This window comes from Micromonospora siamensis, from assembly GCF_900090305.1.
GTDB classification, from domain to species: Bacteria; Actinomycetota; Actinomycetes; order Mycobacteriales; family Micromonosporaceae; genus Micromonospora; species Micromonospora siamensis.
The window spans coordinates 2,419,002-2,443,228 of the sequence record NZ_LT607751.1; the positions used below are offsets into that span (position 1 = coordinate 2,419,002).

General features: G+C 74.3%; 24 protein-coding genes. 16 read left to right on the forward strand and 8 right to left on the reverse strand.

Annotated elements, in window-relative coordinates; genetic code table 11:
- Position 1: 1 nt before the first annotated feature.
- From GA0074704_RS11155 to GA0074704_RS11165, 3 genes are all read left to right on the forward strand, one after another.
- Positions 2 to 301, forward strand: a complete 300-nt coding sequence (locus tag GA0074704_RS11155; RefSeq protein ID WP_172880502.1) for a type II toxin-antitoxin system Phd/YefM family antitoxin — start codon at positions 2 to 4, stop codon at positions 299 to 301.
- Positions 298 to 540: a type II toxin-antitoxin system RelE family toxin gene (locus GA0074704_RS11160; protein WP_088970445.1), complete on the forward strand. Its 243-nt coding sequence runs from the start codon at positions 298 to 300 to the stop codon at positions 538 to 540. Before GA0074704_RS11155 ends, GA0074704_RS11160 begins: the two co-directional genes overlap by 4 nt.
- 79 nt (positions 541 to 619) lie before the next feature.
- Complete coding sequence (locus GA0074704_RS11165; protein ID WP_088970446.1) at positions 620 to 1,555, forward strand: DUF2332 domain-containing protein; 936 nt, start codon at positions 620 to 622, stop codon at positions 1,553 to 1,555.
- A 19-nt stretch (positions 1,556 to 1,574) separates the two neighbouring features.
- Here GA0074704_RS11165 and GA0074704_RS29380 read toward each other — a convergent pair whose 3' ends face one another.
- A complete protein-coding gene (locus GA0074704_RS29380) occupies positions 1,575 to 2,576 on the reverse strand; it encodes a class I SAM-dependent methyltransferase (protein WP_157743646.1) in 1,002 nt (333 codons plus the stop codon).
- 71 nt (positions 2,577 to 2,647) lie between these two features.
- Here GA0074704_RS29380 and GA0074704_RS11175 point away from each other — a divergent pair, with 71 nt between their 5' ends.
- From GA0074704_RS11175 to GA0074704_RS11190, 4 genes are all read left to right on the forward strand, one after another.
- Positions 2,648 to 3,301, forward strand: coding sequence for a class I SAM-dependent DNA methyltransferase (locus tag GA0074704_RS11175; protein WP_172880505.1), 654 nt, complete (start codon positions 2,648 to 2,650; stop codon positions 3,299 to 3,301).
- Complete coding sequence (locus GA0074704_RS11180) at positions 3,298 to 4,275, forward strand: asparaginase (RefSeq protein ID WP_088970448.1); 978 nt, start codon at positions 3,298 to 3,300, stop codon at positions 4,273 to 4,275. The genes GA0074704_RS11175 and GA0074704_RS11180 overlap by 4 nt, the downstream gene beginning before the upstream one ends.
- Positions 4,276 to 4,297: 22 nt before the next feature.
- The gene (locus GA0074704_RS11185) at positions 4,298 to 4,540 is read left to right on the forward strand and encodes a DUF5522 domain-containing protein (protein WP_088970449.1); all 243 of its coding nucleotides are present in this window, start codon (positions 4,298 to 4,300) and stop codon (positions 4,538 to 4,540) included.
- Between the two features lie 82 nt (positions 4,541 to 4,622).
- On the forward strand, positions 4,623 to 5,186 hold the full coding sequence (locus GA0074704_RS11190) for a hypothetical protein (RefSeq protein ID WP_172880509.1): 564 nt from the start codon (positions 4,623 to 4,625) through the stop codon (positions 5,184 to 5,186).
- 11 nt (positions 5,187 to 5,197) lie between these two features.
- Here GA0074704_RS11190 and GA0074704_RS11195 read toward each other — a convergent pair whose 3' ends face one another.
- Complete coding sequence (locus GA0074704_RS11195) at positions 5,198 to 5,881, reverse strand: metal-dependent transcriptional regulator (RefSeq protein WP_088970450.1); 684 nt, start codon at positions 5,879 to 5,881, stop codon at positions 5,198 to 5,200.
- 99 nt (positions 5,882 to 5,980) lie between these two features.
- On the opposite strand from GA0074704_RS11195, the gene GA0074704_RS11200 reads away from it, so the two are divergent.
- From GA0074704_RS11200 to GA0074704_RS11210, 3 genes are read left to right on the forward strand one after another with little or no spacing between them, the layout of a single operon-like run.
- The gene (locus GA0074704_RS11200; RefSeq protein WP_088970451.1) at positions 5,981 to 6,829 is read left to right on the forward strand and encodes a sulfurtransferase; all 849 of its coding nucleotides are present in this window, start codon (positions 5,981 to 5,983) and stop codon (positions 6,827 to 6,829) included.
- A gap of 55 nt (positions 6,830 to 6,884) precedes the next feature.
- Positions 6,885 to 8,066, forward strand: coding sequence for an acetoin utilization protein AcuC (locus GA0074704_RS11205; RefSeq protein ID WP_088970452.1), 1,182 nt, complete (start codon positions 6,885 to 6,887; stop codon positions 8,064 to 8,066).
- Positions 8,067 to 8,092: 26 nt separating this feature from the next.
- Positions 8,093 to 10,648 carry a bifunctional acetate--CoA ligase family protein/GNAT family N-acetyltransferase gene (locus tag GA0074704_RS11210; protein WP_088970453.1) on the forward strand — a complete coding sequence of 852 codons (2,556 nt, stop codon included), beginning with the start codon at positions 8,093 to 8,095 and terminating at the stop codon, positions 10,646 to 10,648.
- A gap of 74 nt (positions 10,649 to 10,722) precedes the next feature.
- Here GA0074704_RS11210 and sigB read toward each other — a convergent pair whose 3' ends face one another.
- Positions 10,723 to 11,730 (reverse strand): RNA polymerase sigma factor SigB, encoded by a 1,008-nt coding sequence (gene sigB / locus GA0074704_RS11215; protein ID WP_377471713.1) that lies wholly within the window; start codon positions 11,728 to 11,730, stop codon positions 10,723 to 10,725.
- 227 nt (positions 11,731 to 11,957) lie between these two features.
- Here sigB and GA0074704_RS11220 point away from each other — a divergent pair, with 227 nt between their 5' ends.
- Both GA0074704_RS11220 and GA0074704_RS11225 read left to right on the forward strand, forming a co-directional pair.
- Positions 11,958 to 12,743 carry a sporulation protein gene (locus GA0074704_RS11220; protein WP_088973602.1) on the forward strand — a complete coding sequence of 262 codons (786 nt, stop codon included), beginning with the start codon at positions 11,958 to 11,960 and terminating at the stop codon, positions 12,741 to 12,743.
- A gap of 84 nt (positions 12,744 to 12,827) precedes the next feature.
- Positions 12,828 to 13,931 carry an IS30 family transposase gene (locus GA0074704_RS11225; protein ID WP_088968606.1) on the forward strand — a complete coding sequence of 368 codons (1,104 nt, stop codon included), beginning with the start codon at positions 12,828 to 12,830 and terminating at the stop codon, positions 13,929 to 13,931.
- 86 nt (positions 13,932 to 14,017) lie between these two features.
- On the opposite strand, the gene dtd is transcribed toward GA0074704_RS11225, so the two are convergent.
- Entirely contained in the window at positions 14,018 to 14,440 is a 423-nt protein-coding gene (dtd, locus tag GA0074704_RS11230; protein ID WP_088970454.1) for a D-aminoacyl-tRNA deacylase, read from the reverse strand.
- 124 nt (positions 14,441 to 14,564) lie between these two features.
- A complete protein-coding gene (locus tag GA0074704_RS11235) occupies positions 14,565 to 16,049 on the reverse strand; it encodes a DUF7782 domain-containing protein (protein ID WP_172880510.1) in 1,485 nt (494 codons plus the stop codon).
- Positions 16,050 to 16,236: 187 nt separating this feature from the next.
- Between GA0074704_RS11235 and GA0074704_RS11240 the strand changes: the two genes are divergently transcribed.
- Positions 16,237 to 17,457: a S8 family peptidase gene (locus tag GA0074704_RS11240; protein ID WP_088970456.1), complete on the forward strand. Its 1,221-nt coding sequence runs from the start codon at positions 16,237 to 16,239 to the stop codon at positions 17,455 to 17,457.
- Positions 17,458 to 18,027: 570 nt separating this feature from the next.
- Here GA0074704_RS11240 and GA0074704_RS11245 read toward each other — a convergent pair.
- From GA0074704_RS11245 to GA0074704_RS11255, 3 genes are all read right to left on the reverse strand, one after another.
- Positions 18,028 to 19,098 carry an ABC transporter ATP-binding protein gene (locus tag GA0074704_RS11245; RefSeq protein WP_088970457.1) on the reverse strand — a complete coding sequence of 357 codons (1,071 nt, stop codon included), beginning with the start codon at positions 19,096 to 19,098 and terminating at the stop codon, positions 18,028 to 18,030.
- Positions 19,095 to 20,630, reverse strand: coding sequence for an ABC transporter permease (locus GA0074704_RS11250; RefSeq protein ID WP_088973603.1), 1,536 nt, complete (start codon positions 20,628 to 20,630; stop codon positions 19,095 to 19,097). The genes GA0074704_RS11245 and GA0074704_RS11250 overlap by 4 nt, the downstream gene beginning before the upstream one ends.
- A gap of 71 nt (positions 20,631 to 20,701) precedes the next feature.
- A complete protein-coding gene (locus tag GA0074704_RS11255) occupies positions 20,702 to 21,754 on the reverse strand; it encodes an iron ABC transporter substrate-binding protein (RefSeq protein WP_088973604.1) in 1,053 nt (350 codons plus the stop codon).
- A gap of 168 nt (positions 21,755 to 21,922) precedes the next feature.
- On the opposite strand from GA0074704_RS11255, the gene GA0074704_RS11260 reads away from it, so the two are divergent.
- From GA0074704_RS11260 to GA0074704_RS11270, 3 genes are all read left to right on the forward strand, one after another.
- The gene (locus tag GA0074704_RS11260; protein WP_088970458.1) at positions 21,923 to 22,507 is read left to right on the forward strand and encodes an HhH-GPD-type base excision DNA repair protein; all 585 of its coding nucleotides are present in this window, start codon (positions 21,923 to 21,925) and stop codon (positions 22,505 to 22,507) included.
- 57 nt (positions 22,508 to 22,564) lie between these two features.
- A complete protein-coding gene (locus GA0074704_RS11265) occupies positions 22,565 to 23,761 on the forward strand; it encodes a low temperature requirement protein A (protein ID WP_088970459.1) in 1,197 nt (398 codons plus the stop codon).
- 101 nt (positions 23,762 to 23,862) lie between these two features.
- On the forward strand, positions 23,863 to 24,219 hold the full coding sequence (locus GA0074704_RS11270; protein ID WP_088970460.1) for a DUF3099 domain-containing protein: 357 nt from the start codon (positions 23,863 to 23,865) through the stop codon (positions 24,217 to 24,219).
- The last annotated feature ends 8 nt before the right edge of the window (positions 24,220 to 24,227 follow it).

Consider the following 24,227-nt stretch of genomic DNA (forward strand, 5'->3'; position numbering starts at 1 on the left):
TATGGAGAGGATCACGCTGAGAGAGTTTCGTGACGGTGCGGGCCGGGTGCTGGAGGGCGTCGAGCGCACCGGTGACCCCGTCATCATCACGAAGTACGAGCGGCCAGTGGCCGTTCTGATCGGCATTGACGAGTGGGAGGAGATCGAGGCGTTGCGGGACCGTCGGGACTCCGCCGTGATCGAGCGTTCCCGTACCGAAGGCCAGTTCGTGCCGCTCTCAGCGGCCCTGGAGTCGCTCGGAGTTGATCCGCGTGAGGTGGAGGCGCTGCTGGCCGAGCGGACCAACGGTGCGGCGGCGTGAAGGTTCAGATCGACCGGGACGTGCTGATCTGGCTGCACAAGCAGCCACGCAACGTCTTCCTGACCGTCCTGAGCGCGATCCTCGGCCTGGTGTCCGATCCGACGCCGCAGAACTCCACCGAGATGCGCAACGGGTCCGGGCGTCGACTCCGCGTTGGTGACTACCGAGTGCTCTACGGTCTCGACGGCGACGAGTTGACCATTCACGCGGTCGGGCATCGTAAGGACGTCTACTCCTGAGCCGCCCGGACTCGGCGGGGCCTGACCAGACCGTTGGGCGGGGCAGCGCACCCGGCCGATCCGGACGAGGATCGACGGCATGACGACCGCCGACAGCTACGCCGCGTTCGCCGCCCGCGAGGCACGCGGCGTCTCGCCCGCGTACGAGCGCCTGGCGCTGGCCGTGTCCCGCGACGCCGAACTGCTCGCGCTGCTCGACCCGCTGCCGCCGGCGAAGCGGCAACCCAACCTGCTCTTCGGTGTCGTCCGCCTGCTCGGCGGCCCGGTCGAGGACCCGGCCGCCTTCCACGACTGGACGGTCGCGCACTGGCCGGCCGTCGAGGAGCAGATCCGGGTACGCGCGACGCAGACCAACGAGATCGGCCGGTGTGCGGTGCTGCTGCCGGTGCTGGCGGCGCTGCCCCAACCGCTCGCGCTGCTGGAGGTCGGGGCCTCGGCCGGACTGAACCTCTATCCCGACCAGTACTCCTACCGCTACGGCGACCACCGGCTGGGCGCAGGCGAACCCGTCCTCGACTGTGATCTCACCGGGACCGCCCCGCCGGCCCGGCTGCCCGAGGTGGTGTGGCGGGCCGGCCTGGACCTCAACCCGCTCGATGTCACCGACCCGGCCGACGTGGCCTGGTTGGACGCGCTGATCTGGCCCGAGCACACCCACCGGCGGGAGCGGCTGCGGGCCGCCGCCGAGGTGGCCGCCGCCGACCCGCCGCTGCTGGTCCGGGGCGACCTGGTCGACGACCTGCCCGCGCTGGCCGCCAAGGCGCCGGCCGGCGCGACGCTGGTGGTGTTCCACACCTCGGTGCTCTACCAGGTGCCCCGGTCGCGCCGGGAGGCGTTCGTCGAGCTGGTCGGCGACCTGCCCGGCCACTGGATCGCCGCGGAGACGCCGGAGGTGCTGCCATACGCCGAGTTGCCGGAGCCACCGGGCGACGGGATGCGCAACGTGCTCGCGCTGGACGGCCGCCCACTGGCCTGGACGGCGGGCCACGGCCAGTCCCTCACCTGGTTCGCCTGACATCCCGGGCCGGACCCGGTCAGACGTCCAGCCAGGCGGTGGTGGCGCACTGCGGGTCGGCGCCCGCGCTGGAACCGTGCACCCGGAAGCCCAGCCAGCGCAGGTGTTCCGCCGCCGTGAGGTCCGTGCCGCCGGTCGCCTGGTAGTGGCTCACCAGCAGCCGCCCACCGGGCGCGACCAGCTCCCGGGCGTGCCGGACCAGCTGCGCCCGGCGGGTCGGCGGCACCAGGTCCAGCAGCAGGTGCACGTAGCCGAAGCGCCGGCCATCGGCGGGACGCCAGCCGATCGCGTTGCCGACCTCGAACCGGTCCGCCCAGTGCGGCAACCGCCGCCGGGCCAGCGCCACCAGCCCGGGCGCCAGGTCCACCCCGTACGGGTCCAGCCGGTGGCCACGCTCGGCCGCCCACTCCACCACCGACTCCAGCAGCAGCCCGTTGGCGCAGCCCAGGTCGAGGAAGCTGCCGTCGCCGTACACCCCGTCGACGACCATCTCCCGCAGGGCCCGCCACTGCGCGGCGTCGCCGCCGAAGCCCGAGCCGGCCTGCGGAGTTTCCCCACGCAGGTAGGCCGGCTCCAGCAGTCGCACGGCGTCGGCGTACCAACTCGCGTCATCCTGCCCGCGCAGCGACCGGGCCCCGTCGCGGACCGCGCGGGCCTGCTCGGGTCGGCCCGCCGTCGCCAGCCGTGTCGCGAGCGCCGCCGCCGGGCCGGTGACCAGCTCCACCGTGGCGTGCGGCCGGCGGCCGGAATACCGGTCACCGTCCAACCAGGCGTACAGGTGGTCGCCGTCGGCGGCGAACGGGTGCACCCGCTGCGGCCGGAACCCGGCCGTCTCCAGCGGGATCCGCAGCGCCGCGTCGAGCAGCCAGTGCTCACCGTCGCGCACCGCACCGGCGGGTAGTCGCAGCTCACCGTGCCCATCGGGTACGGCCGCGCAGGAGCCGTCCGGCAGGAAGGGCACCAGGGTCAACCGGCGTACGGCGTCCGCTGGCGGGTCGGTCTCGACGAGGCGGTAGGGCACCCGCCCAGCCTGGCCCGCCAGGCCGGCACGGGCCACCGAAATATTGCCGTCTCGCACTAGGGTTGTCGACCATGCCGGAACCGCACTGGATGACCGAGACCAGGACCGCGTACGACACCGTCGCCGTCGACTACGACCGGCTCATCCCCGAGGTGGTGGAGGGGCCGATGGACACCGGGATGCTGGCCGCCTTCGCCGAGCAGGTCGGCCGTACCGGCCCGGTGGCCGAGATCGGCTGCGGCACCGGGCGGATCACCGCCCACCTGCGCGACCTGGGGCTGGACATCTTCGGGGTCGACCTGTCGCCCGGCATGGTGGAGGTGGCCCGCAAGCGGCACCCCGAGCTGCGTTTCGCGGTCGGCTCGATGACCGACCTGAGCCTCACCGACGGCGGCCTGGCCGGTCTGGTCGCCTGGTACTCGATCATCCACCTGCCACCGGAGACGCTGCCGGAGGTGTTCGCGGAGTTCCACCGGGTGCTCGCCCCGGGCGGTCGGCTGCTGCTCGCGTTCAAGGCCGGTGGCTGCCTCGACCGCCTCGCCGCGGCGTACGGCCACACCGTCTCCTACGACGTGCACTGGCACTCGACGGACCGGGTCGCCGACGATCTCACGGCCGCGGGGTTCACGATCCGGGCCCGGCTCGACCGGGAGGCCGAGGGCTTCGACCGGGGTCCGCAGGGGTTCCTGCTGGCCACCCGGCCGGACGGGGGTGCGCGGGCGTGAGCGTCGCGTTGTTCGCCCTCGGCGGCACCATCGCGATGGCCGGCACCGGCAGCGGGGGAGTGGTTAACCGGCTCACCGCCGCCGACCTCACCGCCGCCGTGCCGCAACTGGCCGACATCCCGCTGGACGTTCGGGACGTCGACGCGGTGCCCAGCGCCGCGCTGACGTACCCGCAGATCCTCGACCTGGTCGACGCGGCCGGCGCGGCGGTGGCCGCCGGGGCGACCGGGGTGGTGGTCACCCAGGGCACCGACACCCTGGAGGAGACGGCGTACCTGGCCGACCTGGTCTGGCCGCACCCGGCGCCGCTGGTCGTCACCGGCGCGATGCGCAACCCCACCCTGGCCGGGCCGGACGGGCCGGCGAACCTGCTGGCCGCCGTCCGGGTCGCCGCCGCGCCGGCCGCCCGCGACCTCGGGGTGCTCGTCGCGTTCAACGACGAGGTGCACGCCGCCCGGTACGTCCGCAAGACGCACAGCACCAGCACCGCCACCTTCGCCTCGCCGAACACCGGACCGCTCGGTCACCTCGTCGAGGGCCAGGTACGTCTGCTCACCCGCCCGCCCCGGCACGCGCCGCTGTCCGAGGTGGACCGCGGCCGGCTGGCCGCCACCCGGGTGGCGCTGCACACCGTCACCCTCGACGACGACGTCGCGCTGCTCGACGCGGTGGCCCGCGACCGGGACGGGCTGGTGGTGGCCGGCTTCGGCGTCGGGCACGTGCCCCCGGCGTTCGCCCCGGCGCTGGGTGCCCTCGCCGAACGGATGCCGGTGGTGCTCACCTCGCGTACCGGGGCCGGCGCGGTGCTGCGCAACACCTACGGGGCGGTCGGCTCGGAGACCGACCTGCAGCGGCGCGGCCTGGTCAACGGGGGGCTGCTCGACCCGTACAAGGCGAAGGTGCTGCTGCGGCTGCTGCTGGCCGGTGGCGCGGACCGGGCGCAGGTGCGCGCCGCCTTCCACCGGCACGGCTGAGCCGGATCCGTAGACTCGCCGGGTGACCGGAGAGCGACGACCGCTGGCGGACCGGCCGCTGACCGAGCCCCACCCGTCCCGGCTGTCCCCGGACCACCCCGACCGGGAGCGGATCCTCGCCGCTCACGCGGCGGCACTGGCCGCCGGGGAGGCCGGCTACCTCGACCCGGCCACCGGGCTGTTCGTGCTCAGCGCGGGCTTCCTCGCCCGGCGCGGCACCTGCTGTGGGCGAGGCTGCCGGCACTGTCCGTATGTGGACGATTGAGGGCTTCCGCCCGTCCCGGCCAGCCCGTACGGTGTCCGACGGACATCCGGCGGGCATCCGCCGACGACGGCGGAGGTTGAACGTGCACGGGCGGATCGGGCTTGCCGGCGTGGCCGTACCGCTGGCCGCGGTGGTACTGGTGACCGGCTGTGCCGATGAGCCGGCACCGATCGCGGTGCCGGCCGCCCCGCCGGCCCGGGTCGAGGTGGTGGCCGCCTCCTCCGGGGGCGCCTGCCGGCTGCTCGACTTCGACGTGATCCTCGCCCGCACCGGCACCCGGTTCACCGTGGCCGCCGCCAGCACCAGCGGTGACACCCACACCTGCGTGGTACGCAGCGACAAGCCCTGGCCGGAGTTGGCCCTGACGGTCACCGACACGTCGATCGACAAGGAGACCTTCACCGCCGACGTCCTGCCCGACGAGGGGAAGAAGGTCACCAAGCTCGGGCAGATCGCCTACCGGCGGACGATCGCCGCGAAGAGCCCGAAGCAGGGGCCGGCGGCGGAGGTCTGCTGGCTGGCCACCGAGGGGCGGCTCGCCACCCTGCGCTGGACCTTCGGCCCGGGCGGGCAGCGGGCCACCGCGGAGCAGCACACCACCAAGCTGATCGCGCTGGCGAAGACGGTGAAGACCCGCTCGCTGTGACCCGGCGGTGGTCAGTGGGCGGCGACGAAGACCCGGGACGCCACCTCGCGGGGCAGCCGGATCCGGTCACCGGAGCGGTCGATGGACACCCCGTCGCGCTCCTGCGCCACGGTCACCGTCGCGCCCGGGTCCACCCCCGCGGCGTGCAGCTGGCGCAGCACGTCCGAGTCGGTCTGCACGCTCTCGCAGATCCGCCGCACCACGACGGTGCCGGAGAGGCCGGGGAAGGCCAGGTTGCGCTCGCTCTCCGGGGTGGTGGCCGCCGGCTCCGGGCTGCCCAGCTCCTCCAGGCCCGGGATGGGGTTGCCGTACGGCGAGCGGGTCGGCCGGTTGAGCAGGTCGTAGACCCGCTTCTCCACCGCGTCGCTCATCACGTGCTCCCAACGGCAGGCCTCCTCGTGGGCCTCCTCGTAGGGCATCCCGATCACGTTGACCAGCAGCAGCTCGGCCAGCCGGTGCTTGCGCATCACCGCCACGGCGGTGCCCCGGCCCAGCTCGGTGAGGGCCAGGTGCCGGTCGCCCTCGACGGTGAGCAGCCCGTCGCGTTCCATCCGGGCGACGGTCTGGCTGACGGTGGGACCGCTCTGCCGCAACCGCTCGGCGATCCGCGCGCGCAGCGGCGGCACCCCCTCCTCCTCCAACTCGAGGATGGTGCGCAGGTACATCTCGGTCGTGTCGACCAGGTCATGCTTCACAGTCAGCGGCCTCCCGGTGGTCGATGCTACCCCGACGTCCTGACGTTCGGCCCTTGACGAACCGGGTGCTCCCTGCCCCGATGGTGTTGACTGGACGCCATGTCCGGAACCGAGCCGCTGATCGAGACCGGCCAGCTCGCCGAGGAGCTGGCCCTGCCCGACCCGCCCACCCTGCTCGACGTGCGCTGGCGGCTGACCGGCCCGGCCGGCCGGGACGACTACACCGTGGGCCACCTGCCCGGCGCGGTCTTCGTCGACCTGGACACCGAGCTGTGCGGGCCGCCCGGCGCCGGCGGCCGGCACCCGCTGCCCGACCCGGCCGCGTTGCAGGCCGCGCTGCGGGCCGCCGGGGTCCGCGCCGGTCACCCCGTCGTCGTGTACGACGGCGGCGACGGCATGTCCGCCGCCCGGGCCTGGTGGACGCTGCGCTGGGCCGGACACCGCCCGGTGCGGGTGCTGCACGGCGGCTGTCCGGCCTGGGTCGCCGCCGGCCTGCCGATCACCACCGAGCCGCCCGCCCCGACCCCCGGCGACGTCACCGTCACCCCCGGCGAGCTGCCCGTCCTCGACGCGAACGCCGCCGCCCGGCTCGCCGCCGCCGACCGCGGCATCCTGATCGACGTACGCGCCGCACCCCGCTACCGCGGCGAGACCGAGCCGATCGACCCGGTCGCCGGGCACGTGCCGGGCGCGGTCAACGTGCCCGCCCCGGAGTACGTCACCGCCGGCCGGTTCCCCGCCGCGCAGGCGCTGCGGGAGCGGTTCGCCGCAGCGGGGGTCACCGAGGGCACGCCGGTCGGGGCGTACTGCGGCTCCGGGGTGACCGCCGCGCAGGCGGTCCTGGCGCTGCACCTGGCCGGCCGCCCGGACGCGGCGCTCTACGTCGGATCGTGGAGCGACTGGGTGGCCGACCCGGACCGTCCGGTGGCCACCGGGGCGACGCCGTAGCGGCGAACCGCAGGTCCGGTGGGCGGTCGCGGGTCCGCGTGCGACGATGGGCGGCATGTCCGACGACACGCTGGTGGTGTGGGACGAGTCCCTGCTCGCCTACGACATGGGTGACCATCCGCTCGACCCGGTCCGGGTGGAGCTGACCGTCGCACTCGCCCGCGAGCTGGGCGTCCTCGACCGCCCCGGGGTGCGCGTGGTCGCGCCGACGCCGGCCGACGACGCGCTGCTGACCCGGGTGCACCAACCCGGTTACCTGGCCGCCGTGCGGGCCGCGCCCGCCGACCCGCTCTTCGCCGGATACGGACTGGGCACCTCGGACAATCCCATCTTCGACGGCATGCACGAGTCCAGCGCGCTGATCGCCGGCGCCAGCGTGGCCGCCGCCGAGGCGGTGTGGCGGGGCGAGGCCCGGCGAGCGGTCAACGTGGCCGGTGGGCTGCACCACGCCATGCCGGACCGGGCCGCCGGCTTCTGCGTCTACAACGACCCGGCCGTGGCCATCGCCCGCCTGCTCGACCTGGGCGCCGAACGGATCGCGTACGTCGACGTGGACGTGCACCACGGCGACGGCGTCCAGCAGGTGTTCTGGGACGACCCGCGGGTGCTCACGGTCAGCCTGCACGAGACCCCGCTGGCGCTCTTCCCCGGCACCGGGTTCCCCGACGAGACCGGCGGCCCGAACGCGGTGGGCAGCGCCGTCAACGTGCCGCTGCCGCCCGGGGTCGACGACGCCGGCTGGCAGCGGGCCTTCCACGCGATCGTGCCGTCGGTGCTGCGCGCCTTCCGGCCGCAGCTGCTGGTCACCCAGTGCGGCGCCGACGGGCACCGGCTCGACCCGCTGGCCGACCTGCACCTGTCGGTGGACGGGCAGCGGGCCACCTACCTGGCCCTGCGGGCGCTCGCCGACGAGCTCTGCGACGGCCGCTGGGTGGCCACCGGCGGCGGCGGGTACGCGCTGGCCGAGGTGGTGCCGCGAGCCTGGACCCACCTGCTGGCCGTCGCGAGCGGCGAGCCGGTCGACCCGGCCACGCTGACCCCGCCCGCCTGGCGGGAGCTGGCCGCGCGGCGGCTGCCGGGCCGGGAGATCCCGCTGCGGATGACCGACGACGTCGACCCGTCGTACCAGCCCTGGCAGCCGACCGGGGAGCCGAACTCGGTGGACCGGGCCATCGCCGCCGCCCGCAAGTCCGTCTTCCCGCTGTTCGGCCTCGACCCGCACGACCCGCGCGACTGAGCCGGCGGCAGGGGAGGACCGACCGCGTGACCACAGTCGACCAGCCGGTGGACGTGCTGCTCAGCGACGGCACCACCGTGGGCCTGCGACCGATCCGCCCCGACGACGCACCGGCCATCGTGGCGATGCACGCCCGGTTCTCCGAGCGCACCCGTTACCTGCGCTACTTCTCGCCGTACCCGCGGATCCCCGAACGCGACCTGCAACGCTTCGTCGTGGTCGACCACCACGACCGGGAGGCGTTCGTGGTGCTGGCCGGCGACCGGATCGTCGCCGTCGGCCGTTACGAACGGCTCGGCCCCGAGTCGCCCGAGGCCGAGGTGGCCTTCGTGGTGGAGGACGCCTACCAGGGCCGGGGCATCGGCTCGGTGCTGCTGGAACACCTCGCCGACGCGGCCCGTCGCTACGGCATCGTGCACTTCGTCGCGGAGGTGCTCCCGGCCAACGGGGCGATGCTGCGGGTCTTCTCCGACTTCGGCTACCAGGTCCAGCGCCAGTACGCCGACGGCGTGGTGCACCTGAGCTTCCCGATCGCCCCCACCGAGGCCACCCTGGAGGTGCAGCGGGGCCGCGAGCACCGCACCGAGGCGCGGTCCATCGCCCGGCTGCTCGCCCCCCGCGCGATCGCCGTCTACGGTGCCAGCACCACCGGGCAGGGCGTCGGCGCCGCCGTCCTCGGCCACCTGCGGGACAGCGGCTTCACCGGGACGATCGTGCCGGTGCATCCGAGCGCGGCGGTGGTGGCCGGGCTGCCCGCGTACCCGTCGGCGGCCGACGCCAGGGTCACCGTCGACCTGGCGGTGGTGGCCGTCGCCCCCGACTCGGTGACCGAGGTGGTCGACGACGCCGCCCGGGCCGGCGCGCACGGCCTGGTGGTCATCTCGGCCGGGTTCGCCGAGGCCGGCGGCGAGGGCGCTGCCGCCCAGCGGGCCCTGGTCCGCGCCGCCCACCTGGCCGGCATGCGGGTGGTCGGGCCGAACTGCCTCGGCGTGGCCAACACCGACCCCGCGGTACGCCTCAACGCCACCCTCGCCCCGGTGCTGCCCGCCCCCGGCCGGGTCGGCATCTTCAGCCAGTCCGGTGCGTTCGGGGTGGCGCTGCTGGCCGAGGCGTCCCGACGCGGGCTGGGCCTGTCCAGCTTCGTGTCGGCCGGCAACCGGGCCGACGTCTCCGGCAACGACCTGCTGCAATATTGGCAGGACGACCCCGGCACCCGGGTGATCACGCTCTATCTGGAGACCTTCGGCAACCCGCGCAAGTTCGCCCGGCTGGCCCGGCGGATCGGCCGGACCAAGCCGGTGGTCGCCCTGGCCTCACTGGCCCGGCCGGTCGGGGTCGGCGACGGTCCGGCCCTGGACGCCGCCGCGGTCAGCGCCCTGTTCGCGCAGTCCGGCGTGATCCGGGTGGACACCGTCGCCGAACTGCTCGACGTGGGCGTGCTGCTGGACAGCCAACCCCTGCCCGCCGGCCGGCGGGTCGCCGTGGTCGGCAACTCCTCGGCGCTGACCGGGCTGGCCGCCACCGCCTGCGCCGCCAACCGGCTCACCGTCGCCGAGGGCTATCCCCGGGACGTCGGGCCCCGGGCGGGCGCGGCCGAGTTCGCCGCCGCGCTGGCCGGCGCCGCCGCCGACACCGGCGTCGACGCGGTGGTGGCCGTCTTCGCGCCACCGCTGCCCGGCCAACTGGTCGACTCCGAGGGCGACTTCACCGCCGCGCTGCCCGACGCCGCGTCCGCCGGCAAGCCGGTGGTCGCCACCTTCCTCGCCGGCCGGGTACCGGCCGGGGTGCCCGCGTACCCGAGCGTCGAGGAGGCGGTACGCGCGCTCGCCCGGGTCACCACGTACGCCGACTGGCTGCGCCGGCCACCCGGCGTCCTGCCGGAGCTGGACCGGATCGACCCGGCCGCCGGGCAGGCCGCGCTGCGCGCCGACGGCGGCGACCCGGCGGCGCTGCTGCGGGCGTACGGGATCGACGTGGTGGAGTCGGTGCCGGCGGGCACGGCCGACGCGGCGGTCGACGCGGCCGAGCGGCTCGGCTGGCCGGTGGCGTTGAAGGCGGCCGCCCCCGGGCTGCGGCACCGCCTCGACCTCGGCGCGGTCCGCCTCGACCTGGCCGACCCGCTCGCCGTGCGCCGCGCGTACGCCGACATGGCGCCGGTCTTCGGCGCGGAGGTCCTGGTCCAGCCGATGGTCGCGCCCGGCGTGGCCTGCGTGGTGAAGCTGATGGAGGACCCGGCGTTCGGGCCGGTGGTCGGCTTCGGGCTCGGCGGGGTGGCCACCGAGCTGCTCGGCGACCGGGCCTGGCGGGCCGTGCCGCTGACCGACCGGGACGCCGCGGAGCTGGTCGACGAGCCCCGCGCGGCGCCGCTGCTGCGCGGTCACCGGGGCGCCGCGCCGGTCGACCGGGCCGCCCTGGCCGACCTGCTGCTGCGGGTCGGCCGGCTCGCCGACGAGCAACCCCGGGTGCGGGCGCTCACCCTCAACCCGGTGCTGGCCCGGCCGGACGGCATCTCTGTGCTGCACGCCACCCTGGGCACCGGCGCGGAGGCCTCCCGCCCCGACACCGGCCCCCGCCGGCTCTGAGGAAGGGCGCGCGGTTACTCCTGGTACGCCGCGGGCCCCGGCGAACCGCCGGGGCCCTTCGGATGCGTCACCGCTCAGCAGGCGTACGCCTCCAGGCGGTTGGCCCGCTCCGGGTCCCGCAGCTTGAGCAGGGTGACCTTCTCGATCTGCCGGATCCGCTCCCGGGACAGCCCGAACTCGCGGCCCACCTCGTCGAGGGTGCGCTGCCGGCCGTCGTCCAGGCCGAACCGCAGCCGGATCACCGCCTGCTCCCGCTGGGACAGGGTGGCCAGCACGATCCGCACCTCGTTGCGCAGCTCGCCACTGTCGGCCTGCTCCTGGCGCGGGTCCACCGCCGCGACGAAGTCGCCGAGCGCGCTCTCCCCGTCCTCGCCGACCGCCTGGTCCAGGCTGACCGGCTCCCGGTCGTACGAGATCAGCTCGATGACCTGGTATTCCGGGACCTCCATGGCGACCGCCACCTCGGCCACCGTGGGCTCCCGGCCCAGCGTGACGGAGAGCTCGCGGCGGGCCCGGACCATCCGGTTGACCTGCTCGACCATGTGCACCGGGATGCGGATGGTGCGGGCCTGGTCGGCCATGGCGCGGGTGATGGCCTGCCGGATCCACCAGGTGGCGTACGTGGAGAACTTGTAACCCTTGGCGTAGTCGAACTTCTCGACCGCGCGGATCAGGCCCAGGTTGCCCTCCTGGATCAGGTCCAGGAACGCCATCCCACGGCCGGTGTACCGCTTGGCGATGCTGACCACCAGCCGCAGGTTCGCCTCCAGCAGGTGGTCCTTGGCGGCCCGGCCCTCGGTGGCGATCAGCGTCAGGTCGGCGCGAAGCTGCGCCGAGACGGGGGTGCAGGTGCTCAACTTCTCCTCGGCGAAGAGGCCGGCCTCGATCCGCTTCGCCAGCTCGACCTCCTGGGCGGCGGTGAGCAGCTTGGTGCGGCCGATCCCGTTGAGGTAGGCGCGGACCAGGTCGGTGGAGACGCCGCGCTCGTCGGTGGCGTCCAGGTCGGTCAGGGTCTCGGTGCCGTGCTCGGTGTCGACGACGGCGGTCGGGCCCGACTGGTGCTCGATCATCTGCAGGACCATCTCTGTCTCTCCCCGTGTCCACTCTGGTGGCGCTCACCGGGTTCGCGCCCGTGCCGGCGCGGTTCGCCCGGTGAGAACAGCTTGCCAACGGGGGCGTGAGACGGGGGTGAGGCGATCGGGGAACCGACAGCAATCCCGTCGGAAAGGCGGATTCTCCTTGCCCGCCGCGGTTACCGTGCCAGCGGTCGGCCGGTCGGTCGGCGTACCGCGAGGTGACGGAGGACGTGGTGGTGTTCAAGCGGCTGATGCAGGCGATGGGCGTGGGTGGCCCGTCGGTGGACACCGTGCTGGCCAACCCGAACTGCCGGCCGGGCGGCCAGCTCGAGGGCCGGATCCAGGTGGTCGGCGGCGACCACCCGGTCGACGTGTCGTACCTGGCGCTGGGACTGGTCACCCGGGTCGAGGTGGAGAGCTCAGACTCGGAGTACGACACCAACCAGGAGTTCGGCCGGCAGCAGGTCACCGGGGCGTTCCGGCTGGAGCCCGGCCAGCGCCACGAGGTGCCGTTCCGCTTCCCGGTGCCCTGGGAGACCCCGCTGACCGACCTGTACGGCCAGCACCTGCACGGGATGACGATGGGGCTGCGTACCGAGCTGGAGGTGGCCCGGGCGGTCGACAAGGGCGACCTGGACCCGGTGGCGGTGCACCCGCTGCCGGCGCAGGAACGGGTGCTGGAGGCGCTGCTGCGGCTGGGCTTCCGGTTCGCCCGCGCCGACGTCGAGCGCGGGCACATCTACGGCGTACGGCAGAGCCTGCCGTTCTACCAGGAGATCGAGTTCCACTCCGCCCCGCAGTACGCCCGGGCGCTGAACCAGTTGGAGGTCACCTTCGTGACCGACCCCCGGCAGGTGCAGGTGGTGCTGGAGATGGACAAGCGCGGCGGCCTGTTCACCGAGGGCCGCGACGCCTTCGGCCGCTTCACGGTCGACCACGCCACCGCCACCCCGGACCTGACCACCCACCTGGACACCCTGATCCGCCAGTCCCTCTCCCACCGCGGCCTCTTCTCCTGACCCGAGGAGGGCCGAGCCCACCCCACCAAGCCGCGTTGATCATGAAGTTGACGGCGATGTGGATCTGGCGGTTTCTAGGCTTCAGTGCAACTGATCTTGGTTGGGCTGGAGGTGCTGGTGGCGAGGCCGGGTGTGTTGACGTTCGGGCATCGGCAGGTGTTGGAGCATCTGTGGGGGGTTGGTCGGACGATCTCGCAGATCGCGGGGGTTCTCGGGGTGCCGGTGTGCACGGTGTCGCGGGAGGTGGCGCGGAACAACAGTGCGCGGCACGGGACGAAGAACCCGCTGGGGCGGTCACTGCCGCATGGGCGGGGGCGCCGCCCGTATCGGTGGGGTTATCAGGCGCAGTGGGCGCAGCGGCGGGCTGACGCGGCCAGGCGGCGGCCGGCGAGGGCGAAGCTGGCGGTCGGTACGCGGCTGCGGCAGGTGGTGGCGGGGAAACTGGCCCGTAGGTGGTCTCCGAAGCAGATCGCCGCGTGGTTGCGGACCACGTTCGCCGACCGGCCGGAGTTGCAGGTGTCCCACGAGACGATCTACCAGGCGATCTACGTGCAGTCGCGAGGCAATCTGAGGGCCGAGTTGACCCGGCAGGTAGCGCTACGGTCGGGACGCACCCAGCGGCGTCCGCAGTCACGTGCCGCGGGCGCCGCTCGCCGTCGGCGGCCCTGGATCGCAGACCTGCACATCAGCACCCGGCCCGCGGAGGTCACCGACCGGGCGGTGCCCGGGCACTGGGAAGGTGACCTGGTCATCGGCAAGGCCGGCGCCTCAGCGATCGTGACCCTGGTGGAACGAGCCACCCGTTACGTGATGCTCGGCGCCCTACCCCACGGCCGCGACAGCGAAGCCGTCATCGGTGTGCTCACCAACCTGGCCACCCGCATGCCCACGCACCTGCGCCGGTCGCTGACCTGGGACCAAGGCGTGGAAATGGCCACCCACCCCGTGTTCACCGTCGCCACCGGCTGCCCGGTCTACTTCTGCGACCCCCACAGCCCCTGGCAACGCGGCACCAACGAAAACACCAACGGGCTGCTACGCCAGTACTTCCCCAAGAGCAGCTACGACTTCCGCACCATCGACCAGAACGGCTTGGACGAGGTCGCCCACGAACTCAACACCCGCCCCCGACAGACGCTGGACTGGAACACCCCAGCCCAGCGTCTGGCTCACCTCATCACCGCCTAACGATTGCACTCACCCCTTGACCCCGCCTCTCCTCTGGTGCCGCCAACTTCATGATCAACGAGGTCTTGGTGGGTGGGGTGGGTGGGTTAGAGGTCCAGGAGGAGGGTTCGGGGGCCGGTGTTGACGCTCTCCACGAGCATGTGGGTGCGGAAGCGGCCGGTCTCGACCTTGGCGCCCCTGGCCCGCAGGGCGTCTACCACGGCGGTGACCAGGGGCTCGGCCTGCTCGGCGGGGGCGGCCTGGGTCCAGCTGGGGCGGCGGCCCTTGCGGGCGTCGCCGTAGAGGGTGAACTGGCTGACCACCAGGATCGGGGCGCCGGTGTCGGCGGCGCTGCGCTCCTCGTCCAGGATGCGCAGCTCGTGGATCTTGCGAGCCATGGTCTCGGCGACCTGCGGGGTGTCGGCGTGGGTGACGCCGAGCAGCACCAGCAGGCCGTCGGTGATCGCGCCGACCACCTCGTCGTCGACCGTGACGCTGGCCCGGCCGACGGTCTGCACCACCGCCCGCATCAGCCGCGCCCTCGCATGCCGCTCACGGCCGGGACCGCGTCGCTCACGGCCGGGACCGCGTCGCTCGCGGCCCGGACTGCGCTCACGGCCCGGACTGCGCCGCTCGCGGCCGGGACTGCGCCCGTCACGCGGTCACCGGCTCGATGAAGCCGCGCTCGACCAGGTGGGCCACGATCGGGCCGGCCGCCTCGGCCAGCTCCTCCGGCGCCACGTCGTGCGCGGCGGCGAGCAGCGCCAGCTGGTCGCGCAGGGCGAGCCGGCCGTCCGCGCCGCCGACCAGGGCCAGCACCAGCGGGTCGACCTCCTCGGTCCAGCGCAGCCCGTGCGGCATGGCGAGAACCTGCCGGTCCACCGCCCAGCCGTCGTCGCCCATGGTCGCCTCCTGGCGCAGCTGGAGGCCGTCGGCGGCCCGGTAGCGCTCGGCGAGCAGCGCTTCCGTGTCGCGTACCCGGAGGAAGTCCTGGCGGTCGAACCAGGCGGCGATCCGGTCGCCCATCGGCGGCTCGACCCGCTGGCGCAGGTCCTCCACCCGGACCATTGGCTGGTCGTGGCCGGAGCGGCGCAGCGAGACGATGCCGAAGCCGATCGCCTCGACCTTGTGGGCGTCGAACCAGTCCAGCCAGGCGGCCATCCGCTGCGGGTCGTGCGCCTCACCCACGTCGGTCAGCCAGAGATTGACGTACGCCATCGGGTCGGCGACCTCGCGCTGGACCACCCAGGCGTCCAGCCCGGTGCCGGCGAACCAGCCGGCCACCCGCTCGCCCCAGTCCTCACCGGCGACGTGCACCCAGTTCGCGAGGTACTGCATCGTCCCGCCCTCGGTGAGCAGGTCCGGCGCGGCGGCGGCCAGTTCGGCGCCGATCGCGTCGCCCACCCGGCCGGAGTCCCGGTAGACGTGGGTGGTGGTGCCCGGGCCGACCACGAACGGCGGGTTGCTCACCACCAGGTCGAAGCGGCGCCCGGCCACCGGCGCGACCATGTCGCCGCGTCTCAGCTCCCAGTCCTGGCCGTTGAGCGCCGCCGTGGTGGCCGCGAAGCGCAGGGCCCGCTCGGAGAGGTCGGTGGCGGTCACCCGCCGGGCGTGGGTGGCCAGGTGCAGCGCCTGGACGCCGGAGCCGGTGCCGAGGTCCAGCGCGGTCTCCACCGGCCGGCGGACGGTGGCGCCGATCAGCGTCTGAGTGGCCCCGCCGATGCCGAGCACGTGCTCGCTGTGCAGCGGGCGCCCCGGCCGGGCGCTGGCCGGCACGTCGGCGAGGACCCACCAGTCGTCGCCGTACGGCTCCAGGTCCAGGCCCATCCGCAGCCCGTCGCCGTGCCGCTCGACCAGGCCACCGGCGAGCGCCTCGTCCAGTGGCAGCGGCGCCAGCGCGGCGCCCACCGCGGCCTCCGGCTCGGTCTGCTCGCAGATGAAGACCCGGATCAGGGTGCCGAGCGGGTCACGGTCCTCGGTGGCGCGCAGGGCCGCTCGGAAGTCGTTGCGGGCCACCCCGCCGGTGGCTTGCGGCCCGAGCCGGGCGGCGATCCCGTTGGACGTGTAGTCGGCCCGGGTCAGCGCGGTGCGCAGCGCGTCGACGCCGGCGGGGGAGAGCAGCATGTCGTGTCGGTCCACGCAGCCATCCTGCCTCGCCGCCCGGCCCGACCGGCCGGCACCCGCGACATCCGCCCCGCCGGAAGAGTTGATCGATATTCATCTCTTTCATGTTCATCGATTGTTGCCTAGAGTCTGCGGCAACGTTCGTGACAGGAGCGCCCGGTGGCCACGAGTCCGTCCGGGCGCCCCGGTAGGAGGTCAGTCGATGTCCGTTGTGCCCGTACCCCGACGCCGTGTGATCCGCGCGATCGCCGTGGCCGCCGCAGCCGCCGCCGTGTCCGCCGCCGCCTCCACGCCCGCCCTGGCCGCCCCCACGGGGGAGATCCGCGGCGCCGGCGTCCCGGGCGCCATCAGCGGGAGCTACCTGGTCGTCCTCAAGGGCGATGCGGTCGGCTCCGTCAACAGCCTCGCCGCCCGCACCGCCGTGCCGGACCGCGCCGCCGCGCTGACCCGGCGGTACGGCGGCAGCGTCGCCGAGACGTACAGCGCCGCCCTCACCGGCTTCGCCGCGAAGATGTCCGCCGGGCAGGCGCGGCGACTGGCCGCCGACCCCGCCGTCGCGTACGTCGAGCAGGACCAGGTGCTGACCGTCCAGGGCACCCAGACCAACCCGCCGTCCTGGGGGCTGGACCGGATCGACCAGCGCAGCCTGCCCCTGAACGCCTCGTACACCTACCCCAACACCGCCACGAACGTGCGGGCCTACATCATCGACACCGGCATCCGGATCACCCACAGCGACTTCGGCGGCCGGGCCAGCTGGGGCACCAACAAGGTGGACACCAACAACACCGACTGCAACGGTCACGGCACCCACGTCGCCGGCACCGTCGGCGGCGCCTCGTACGGGGTGGCCAAGGGTGTGCGGCTGATCGCGGTCAAGGTGCTCAACTGCTCCGGCAGCGGCAGCACCACCGGCGTGGTCAGCGGCGTCAACTGGGTGACCGCCAACGCGGTCAAGCCGGCCGTGGCGAACATGAGCCTCGGCGGTGGGGCGAGCACCACGCTGGACAACGCGGTCGCCAACTCGATCAGCTCCGGGGTGACGTACGCGGTGGCGGCCGGCAACTCCAGCGCCAACGCCTGCAACTCGTCCCCGTCGCGGGTCGCCTCGGCGCTCACCGTCGGCGCCACCACCAGCACCGACGCCCGCGCGTCGTACTCCAACTACGGCTCCTGCCTGGACCTCTTCGCGCCGGGCTCGTCGATCAAGTCGGCGTGGAGCACCGGTGACACCGCCACCAACACGATCAGCGGCACCTCGATGGCCAGCCCGCACGTGGCCGGCGCGGCGGCCCTGGTGCTGTCGGCCAACCCGGGCTACACCCCGTCGCAGGTGGCGAGCACGCTGACCAGCAAGGCCACCACCGGCGTGGTGACCAGCCCCGGCACCGGCTCGCCGAACCGGCTGCTCTTCGTCAGCTGACCCGCTCCGGGTGCGCCCCGGTGGACGGCTCCCGCCGCCACCGGGGCGTATCTCGTCGTCCGGCAGTCGCCCACCGCCGACCCCGACGTGCCGCGAGCGGGGCTGTCCGGGCGTAGGGATGGCCCGACGTGCCGGAAGCGGGGCAGTCCGGGCGTAGGGGTGGCCCGACGTGCCGCGAGCGGGGCTGTGTGTAGGGGTGGCCCGACGTGCCGCGAGCGGTGCCGTCCGCCCGCCGGGCCGGTCTGCGGGTCGGCGGAGTCGCGTGCTGGCGTGTCGCGGGCTGGATGCGATGTCGGTGACGAGCGTGATGACTCTCAGGTATATATATTCCTGACAGTCATCACGCTCGAAAAACTCATGCCGGCCGGCGTCCGCCGGGCGGGCCAGTCCGCTGGGCGGGCCAGTCCGCCAGGGGGGCCAGTCCGCCAGGGGGGCCGGTGTCCGCCAGGGGGCGCCGCTGTCCGCCAGGGGGCGCCGCTGTCCACCAGGGGGCCGGTGTCCGCCAGGGGGGCCGGTGTCCGCTTGCAGGACAGCGGGCCATGCGGACGGGCCCGCCGGGCGGGCCGGGCGTCAGCCGACCGGGACGGCGGGGACCGGGGCGCCGCTCGGCCGCGCCGGCCAGGCCCGCGCCGGGCCGTCCACCCGGAGGCCGACCTCGGCGCCGACCGACGCCGGCTCGGCGGAGTCGCGGACCCTGGCGGTGACCCGGGTGCCGTCGGCCAGCCGCAGGGCGACCAGCGCGTCGTGGCCGTGGAAGTCGTGCCGCAGCACCGTGGCCGGGACCGCTCCGTCGCGGTCGGCGGGGAGCAGGCAGACCTGTTCAGGGCGGACCAGCACGGTGACCGGGCCGTCCGGGGCCGGGCCGGCGATCGGCAGCGCACCCAGCGGCGTCGCGGCCCGGCCGGCCTCGGCCACGGCGGGCAGCAGCACGGCCTCGCCGACGAAGCCGGCGACCCACGGGTCGGCCGGTTCCCGGTAGACCTCGCTCGGCGTGCCGGCCTGCACCACCCGGCCGGTACGCAGCACCACCACCCGGTCGGCCACCGAGAGCGCCTCGCCCTGGTCGTGGGTGACCAGCACCCCGGTCGCCCCGTCGGCCCGCAGCGCCGCCCGGACGTCGTGCCGCAGTCCGGCCCGCAGCCCCGCGTCGAGGGCGCTGAACGGCTCGTCGAGCAGCACCAGCGACGGCCGGGGCGCCAGCGCCCGAGCCACCGCGACCCGCTGCTGCTGCCCACCGGAGAGCTGGTGCGGCATCCGGTCGCCGTAGCCGGCGAGCCCGACCAGGGCGAGCACCTCGTCGACCCGCTCGCCGCGCCGGGCCGGCCGGTCCAGCCCGTACCCGACGTTCGCGGCGACGTTCAGGTGCGGGAAGAGCGCACCCTCCTGGGGCACCACGGCGATCCGCCGCCGGTGCGCCGGCACGTGCCGGCCGCCGCCGGCCACCGGGCGACCGTCCACCCGGATCTCACCGGCGTCGAGTCGTTCGAAGCCGGCCAGGCAGCGCAGCAGGGTGGTCTTGCCGCAGCCGGACGGGCCCAGCACGGCGGTCAGCTCGCCGGCCGGCACGGTCAGATCCACGCCGGCCAGCGCGGTGACCGCACCGTACCGCTTGACCACGCCGGTCAGCCCCACCTCGCTCATCGGCGATCCTCCTTCTCCAGCAGGCCGCTGCGGGCGACCAGCAGCCAGGTCGGCACCGCCGAGATGGCCACCAGCAGGGCCGCGTACGGGGCCGCCGCGGCGTACGCGCCGACCGCGGTGTTGGTCCACAGCTCGGTGGCGAGGGTGTCGGTGCCGGTCGGGCGCAGCAGCAGCGTGGCCGGGAGTTCCTTCATGCCGGTCAGGAAGACCAGCGCCGCGCCCGCACCGATGCCGGGCAGGGTCAACGGCAGGGTGACCGTGCGCAGCACCGTCCACGGCCCCCGGCCCAGCGACCGGGCCACCTCCTCCAGCCCGGGCGGTGCCTGGCCGGCCGCGCCGGCCACCGCGCCGACGGCCAGCGGCAGGAAGAGGGTGGCGTACGCCAGAGCCAGCAGCCACCGGGTCTGGTAGAGCGGGTACGCGACGGTGATCCCGAAGAAGATCAGCGACAGCCCGATCACCACGCCGGGCAGTGCGTGGGCGAGGTAGGCGAGCCGGTCCAGCGCGGTGGCCAGCGGGCCGGGCGCGCGTGCGGTGAGCAGCCCCAGCGGCAGCGCGAGCAGCATGGTCAGCGCCGCGCCGGCCAGCGAGAAGGTCAGCGAGTTGCCGGCCGCGGCGAGCACCTCGGTCAGCGCGCCCGGCCGGGACACCCCGGCGGCGAGCCGGCGGGCCAGGCTCACGGCGGGCACGCCCAACGCCAGCGCGGCGACGCCGAGCAGGCCCGCCAGGGCCGGCCAGCGGGCGGCGCCCAGCCGCAGCCGCGCCGGGGGCCGGCGGGCGCCGCCGAGCCGGGCGTACCGGGCGCCGCGGCGACGGGTGAACGTCTCCCCGGCCAGCAGCAGCACGGTCAGCGCCACCAGCACGCAGGAGAGCACCAGCGCGCCGGTGCGGTCGAAGCCCAGGTCGAAGGCGACGAAGATGGCCCGGGTGAAGGTGTCGGCACGCAGGATGGAGACTGCGCCGAAGTCGGAGAGCACGTAGAGGGCGACCAGCAGTGCCCCGGCGGCGGTGGCCGGCCGGATCTGGCGCAGCGTCACGTCGGTGAAGGTGCGCCAGCCGCCCCGGCCCAGGGAGCGGGAGACCTCCTCCTGGGCCGGGTCCGCGCCGTGCAGCGCGGCGGCCACCGGCAGGAAGACGTACGGGTAGGAGCAGAGGGTGAGCACCAGCGCCGCCGGCCAGAAGCCCTCCAGCCGGTCCACCGTGGAGACCCAGGCGAACGCGGCGATGTAGGTGGGCACCGCCAGCGGCAGCGCGGCGAGCACCGCGAAGAGCCGCCGGCCGGGCAGGTCGGTGCGGGTGACCAGCCAGGAAGCGCCCACGCCGATCAGCACGCAGGCGGCGGTCACCACGGCGGCCAGGGCGAGGCTGCGCAGGGCGAGCAGGCCGACCCGCGAGGTCCACAGCTCGGCGGCGATCCGGTCGGCGCCGGCCTCGGCGGTGCGTACCCCGAGGTAGACCAGGGGGACCAGGGCGACGGCGACCGCGGCGGTCGAGGCCGCGAGCAGCGCCGGTCGTGGCGCCAGCCGACGCAGCCCCGGGCGTACGCCGGAGCGGGCCGGCCCGGTGCGGGCCGGCCCCGCGCCGGTGGTGGTGGCGGTCATGGTCAGGGGACCAGGCCCGAGTCCTTGATCAGGGCGATCGTGGCGTCCAGGGTGTCCAGGTCGTTGAGGTCGATGTCCGGGCTGTCCAGGTCGGCGAGCGGGGGCACGCCGGCCGGTCCGGTGACCCCGGCGACGACCGGGTACTCGAAGGTCTGCTCGGCGAAGTACCGCTGCGACTCGGGGTTGAGCAGGAAGTCCACGAACGCCTTGGTGTCCGGGTCCTGCGCGGAGCGCTTGAGCACGCCCACGCCGGCGACGTTGACCAGCGCGCCGGTGTCCCCGCCGGGGAAGAAGTGCAGCTTGGCCTTGAGGGCCTCGGGCGTGCTGCCCTGCTCCTTGGCGACCTCGCCGAGGTAGTAGTGGTTGACCAGGCCGGCCGGGATGGTGCCGGCGTTCACGTCCTCGACGATCTTGACGTTGTTCTCCCGGATCTGCGGCTCGTTGGCGGCCAGGCCGGCCAGGAACTCCTTGGCCTTCGCCTCGCCGTGCTGCACCTTGATCGCGGTGACGAAGGCCTGGAAGGAGGCGTTGGTCGGGGCGACCCCGATCCGGCCCTTCCACTTCGGGTCGGTCAGCTCGAAGACCGACTTCGGCAGCTCGGCGGCGGGCACCGCGTCCGCGTTGTACGCCAGCACCCGGGACCGGGCGCTCACGCCGACCCACTCGCCGCTGCGGGACCGGTACGTCTGCGGCACCTTCTGCACGGCGTCGGCGGGCAGGGTGGCGAACATCTTCCGCTTGCTGACGGCGCCCAGCGCGCCGGCGTCCTGGGCGAAGAACGCGTCGGCGGGGGAGCGGTCGCCCTCCTCGACCAGCTGCGCGGCGAGCTGGGCGGTGGTGGCGTACCGGGTCTTCACGGTGATGCCGGTCTGCTGGCTGAACCGGTCGAGCAGCGGCTTGACCAGCTGCTCGTTGCGACCGCTGTAGACGGTGAGGATCTTGTCGCCGGGCTTGCCGGGGTCCGCGTCCTCGGACTCGCCGGAGCCGCAGGCGGCCAGGCCGAACGAGAGCAGTCCGGCGGCGAGCAGCGTCGCGATGGACCTGCGGGCGGGCACGGGCACGGCGGTCTCCCTCTTGTCCGGCGCGGGCGGTCCTGGTCGGGGGCCGCCTCGGGCGGTCCGGTCGGGCCGCCTCGGCAGGTAAGTTAGCACAGCCTAACCTCACCTCGAAAGCCGCGGGGGTCCCGGGGAGTCGCCCCGGACCGGCCCGCGCCGGCGGGCAGGATGGACGGCATGACGCTGTCGCTGCCCATCGACCCCGAGGCCAACCGGCTGCTGGAGCGCAGCCCGCTGGCCCTGCTCAACGGCATGCTGCTCGACCAGCAGATCCCCATGGAGAAGGCGTTCTCCTCGCCGTACGTGCTCAGTCAGCGGCTCGGCCACGACCCGGACGCCCGCGAGTTGGCCGGCTACGACCCGGACGCGCTGGTCGAGGTCTTCGCCCGGCCACCCGCGCTGCACCGCTTCCCCAAGGCGATGGCGGCCCGGGTGCAGGAGATGTGCCGCATGCTGGTCGACCGGTACGACGGCGACGCCGCCGGCCTCTGGGCGGACGTGCCCGACGGACGGGAACTGCTGCGCCGGGTCGGCGAGCTGCCCGGCTTCGGCAGGCAGAAGGCGCAGATCTTCGTCGCCCTGCTCGGCAAGCGCTACGACGTACGCCCCGACGGCTGGCGGGAGGCCGCCGGCGCGTACGGCGACGCCGACGCGCACCGGTCGGTGGCCGACATCACCGACGCCGACTCGCTGCGCCGGGTCCGCGAGTTCAAGCAGGCGGCCAAGGCGGAGGCGAAGGCCGCGAAGGGCTGACGCAACCCGCCCGTACGCCCGGTCGTTGACACCCCGGACGGCGGCGACGGGTGGGTGATGACGGACCAGCGGGGGGCGGCGCTGCTGCGCGGCGGGATCAGCTCGCCCCGGGCCACCTTCCTGGAGCTCTTCTTCGACCTGGTCTTCGTCTTCGCCCTGACCCGGGTCTCGCAGCGGCTGATCGACGACGTCTCGGCCCACGGCCCGGAGCTGCTCCGCCAGCTGGCGGAGACCGTGCTGCTCTTCCTGGCGCTCTGGATGGTCTGGTCGCTGACCGCCTGGGTGACCAGCCGGTACGAGCCGGAGAGCAGCGCCATCCAGTTCGTGGTGGTCGCCTCGATGTTCGCCAGCCTGGTGATGGCGGTGGCCGTCCCCCGGGCGTTCGCCGAGCGGGCGGTGACGTTCGCGGCGGCGTACCTGGCGGTCCAGGTGGGCCGCCCGCTCTTCCTCACCCTGGCCCTGCACCGGCATCCGCGCCGGACGGTCACCGCGCGGATCCTGGCCTGGTCAACGGTCGCCGCCGTGCCCTGGCTGGTCGGCGCCCTCTGGTCGCCGGCGCGCCCGGTGCTCTGGACGGTCGCCCTGTCCGTGGACTACCTGGGCCTGGCGCTCGGCTGGCCGCTGCCTGGGATCGGGTCGGCGCGGGCCGCCGGCTGGGCGGTGATGGGGGAGCACCTGGCCGAGCGCTACCAGCAGTTCTTCCTGATCGCGCTGGGCGAGACGATCCTGGTGACCGGGCTGACCTTCAGCGGCGGCGACTTCTCGTCCACCCAGGCCGCCGCCTTCACGGTGTCGTTCGTCACCACCGCCCTGCTCTGGCGGATCTACTTCCACCGGGCCGGGCATGTGCTGGCCGAGGCGCTGCGGGCCTCGGCCCGGCCCGGGGTGCTCGGCGAGTCGGCGAGCTGGACGCATCTGGCGATCGTCGCCGGGGTGCTGCTCACCGGCGTCGGCTACGAGCTGGTGATCGCTCACCCGTGGGGGCGTACCGCGCCGAGCTGGACGCTGTTCGTGCTGGGCGGTCCGGCGCTGTTCCTGGCCGCCCGGGCCCGTTTCGAGTACGAGATCTTCGGCCGGGTCTCCCGGAGCCGGGTGGCCGGGGTGCTGCTGCTGGTGGCGCTCGTGCCGGTGGGTCTCCGGCTGCCGCCGACGGTGGTGCTGGTCCTCGGCGCCGTGGTGCTCGCGGCGATCGCCGTCGGGGACGGGCTGCGTGCCCGGGGGCGTCCCCTGGAACAGCCGGCGTCACCGCTGTAGCCGGCGTCACCACGGTATCGGGCGGATCGGCTGAGTCGATTCTCGCCGATCAACCGTGGCGAGTGACAGGATGGACCGTAATCCCCTCGAGGAGGTCCGTGGTGAAGCATCAGGCGTACCAGCCGATCCTGATCACCGACGCCTCGCGCAGCCAGGACGACCAGCTCAACAGCCGGCAGAAGCGCTACGTGCTGATGATGGGCGTCCGGGTGGCCTGCCTGGTGGTCGGCGCGATCCTGGTCGGCGTGCGACCGCCGCTGCTCTGGCTCTGGCTCTCGCTGTGCGGCCTGGGCATGGTGCTCATCCCCTGGCTGGCCGTGCTGCTGGCGAACGACCGCCCGCCCAAGGAGGAGCACCGGCTGGCCGGCAGGTTCCAACCCCGTGGGCGGGACGCCGCCCCGCCGATGAGCCTCACCTCCGACGAGCGGCCGCACAAGGTGATCGACGCCGAGCCCTGACCGGGCCG

What these genes read in the sequence shown, in the direction of transcription:
- GA0074704_RS11155 (WP_172880502.1), top strand. Translation starts at nt 2, where the DNA reads ATGGAGAGGATCACGCTGAGAGAGTTTCGTGACGGTGCGGGCCGGGTG.
- GA0074704_RS11260 (WP_088970458.1), top strand. Translation starts at nt 21,923, where the DNA reads ATGGACGGCATGACGCTGTCGCTGCCCATCGACCCCGAGGCCAACCGG.
- GA0074704_RS11245 (WP_088970457.1), bottom strand. Translation starts at nt 19,098, where the DNA reads ATGAGCGAGGTGGGGCTGACCGGCGTGGTCAAGCGGTACGGTGCGGTC.
- GA0074704_RS11205 (WP_088970452.1), top strand. Translation starts at nt 6,885, where the DNA reads ATGTCCGACGACACGCTGGTGGTGTGGGACGAGTCCCTGCTCGCCTAC.
- dtd (WP_088970454.1), bottom strand. Translation starts at nt 14,440, where the DNA reads ATGCGGGCGGTGGTGCAGACCGTCGGCCGGGCCAGCGTCACGGTCGAC.
- GA0074704_RS11165 (WP_088970446.1), top strand. Translation starts at nt 620, where the DNA reads ATGACGACCGCCGACAGCTACGCCGCGTTCGCCGCCCGCGAGGCACGC.
- GA0074704_RS11240 (WP_088970456.1), top strand. Translation starts at nt 16,237, where the DNA reads ATGTCCGTTGTGCCCGTACCCCGACGCCGTGTGATCCGCGCGATCGCC.
- sigB (WP_377471713.1), bottom strand. Translation starts at nt 11,730, where the DNA reads ATGGTCCTGCAGATGATCGAGCACCAGTCGGGCCCGACCGCCGTCGTC.
- GA0074704_RS11175 (WP_172880505.1), top strand. Translation starts at nt 2,648, where the DNA reads ATGCCGGAACCGCACTGGATGACCGAGACCAGGACCGCGTACGACACC.
- GA0074704_RS11265 (WP_088970459.1), top strand. Translation starts at nt 22,565, where the DNA reads ATGACGGACCAGCGGGGGGCGGCGCTGCTGCGCGGCGGGATCAGCTCG.
- GA0074704_RS11200 (WP_088970451.1), top strand. Translation starts at nt 5,981, where the DNA reads ATGTCCGGAACCGAGCCGCTGATCGAGACCGGCCAGCTCGCCGAGGAG.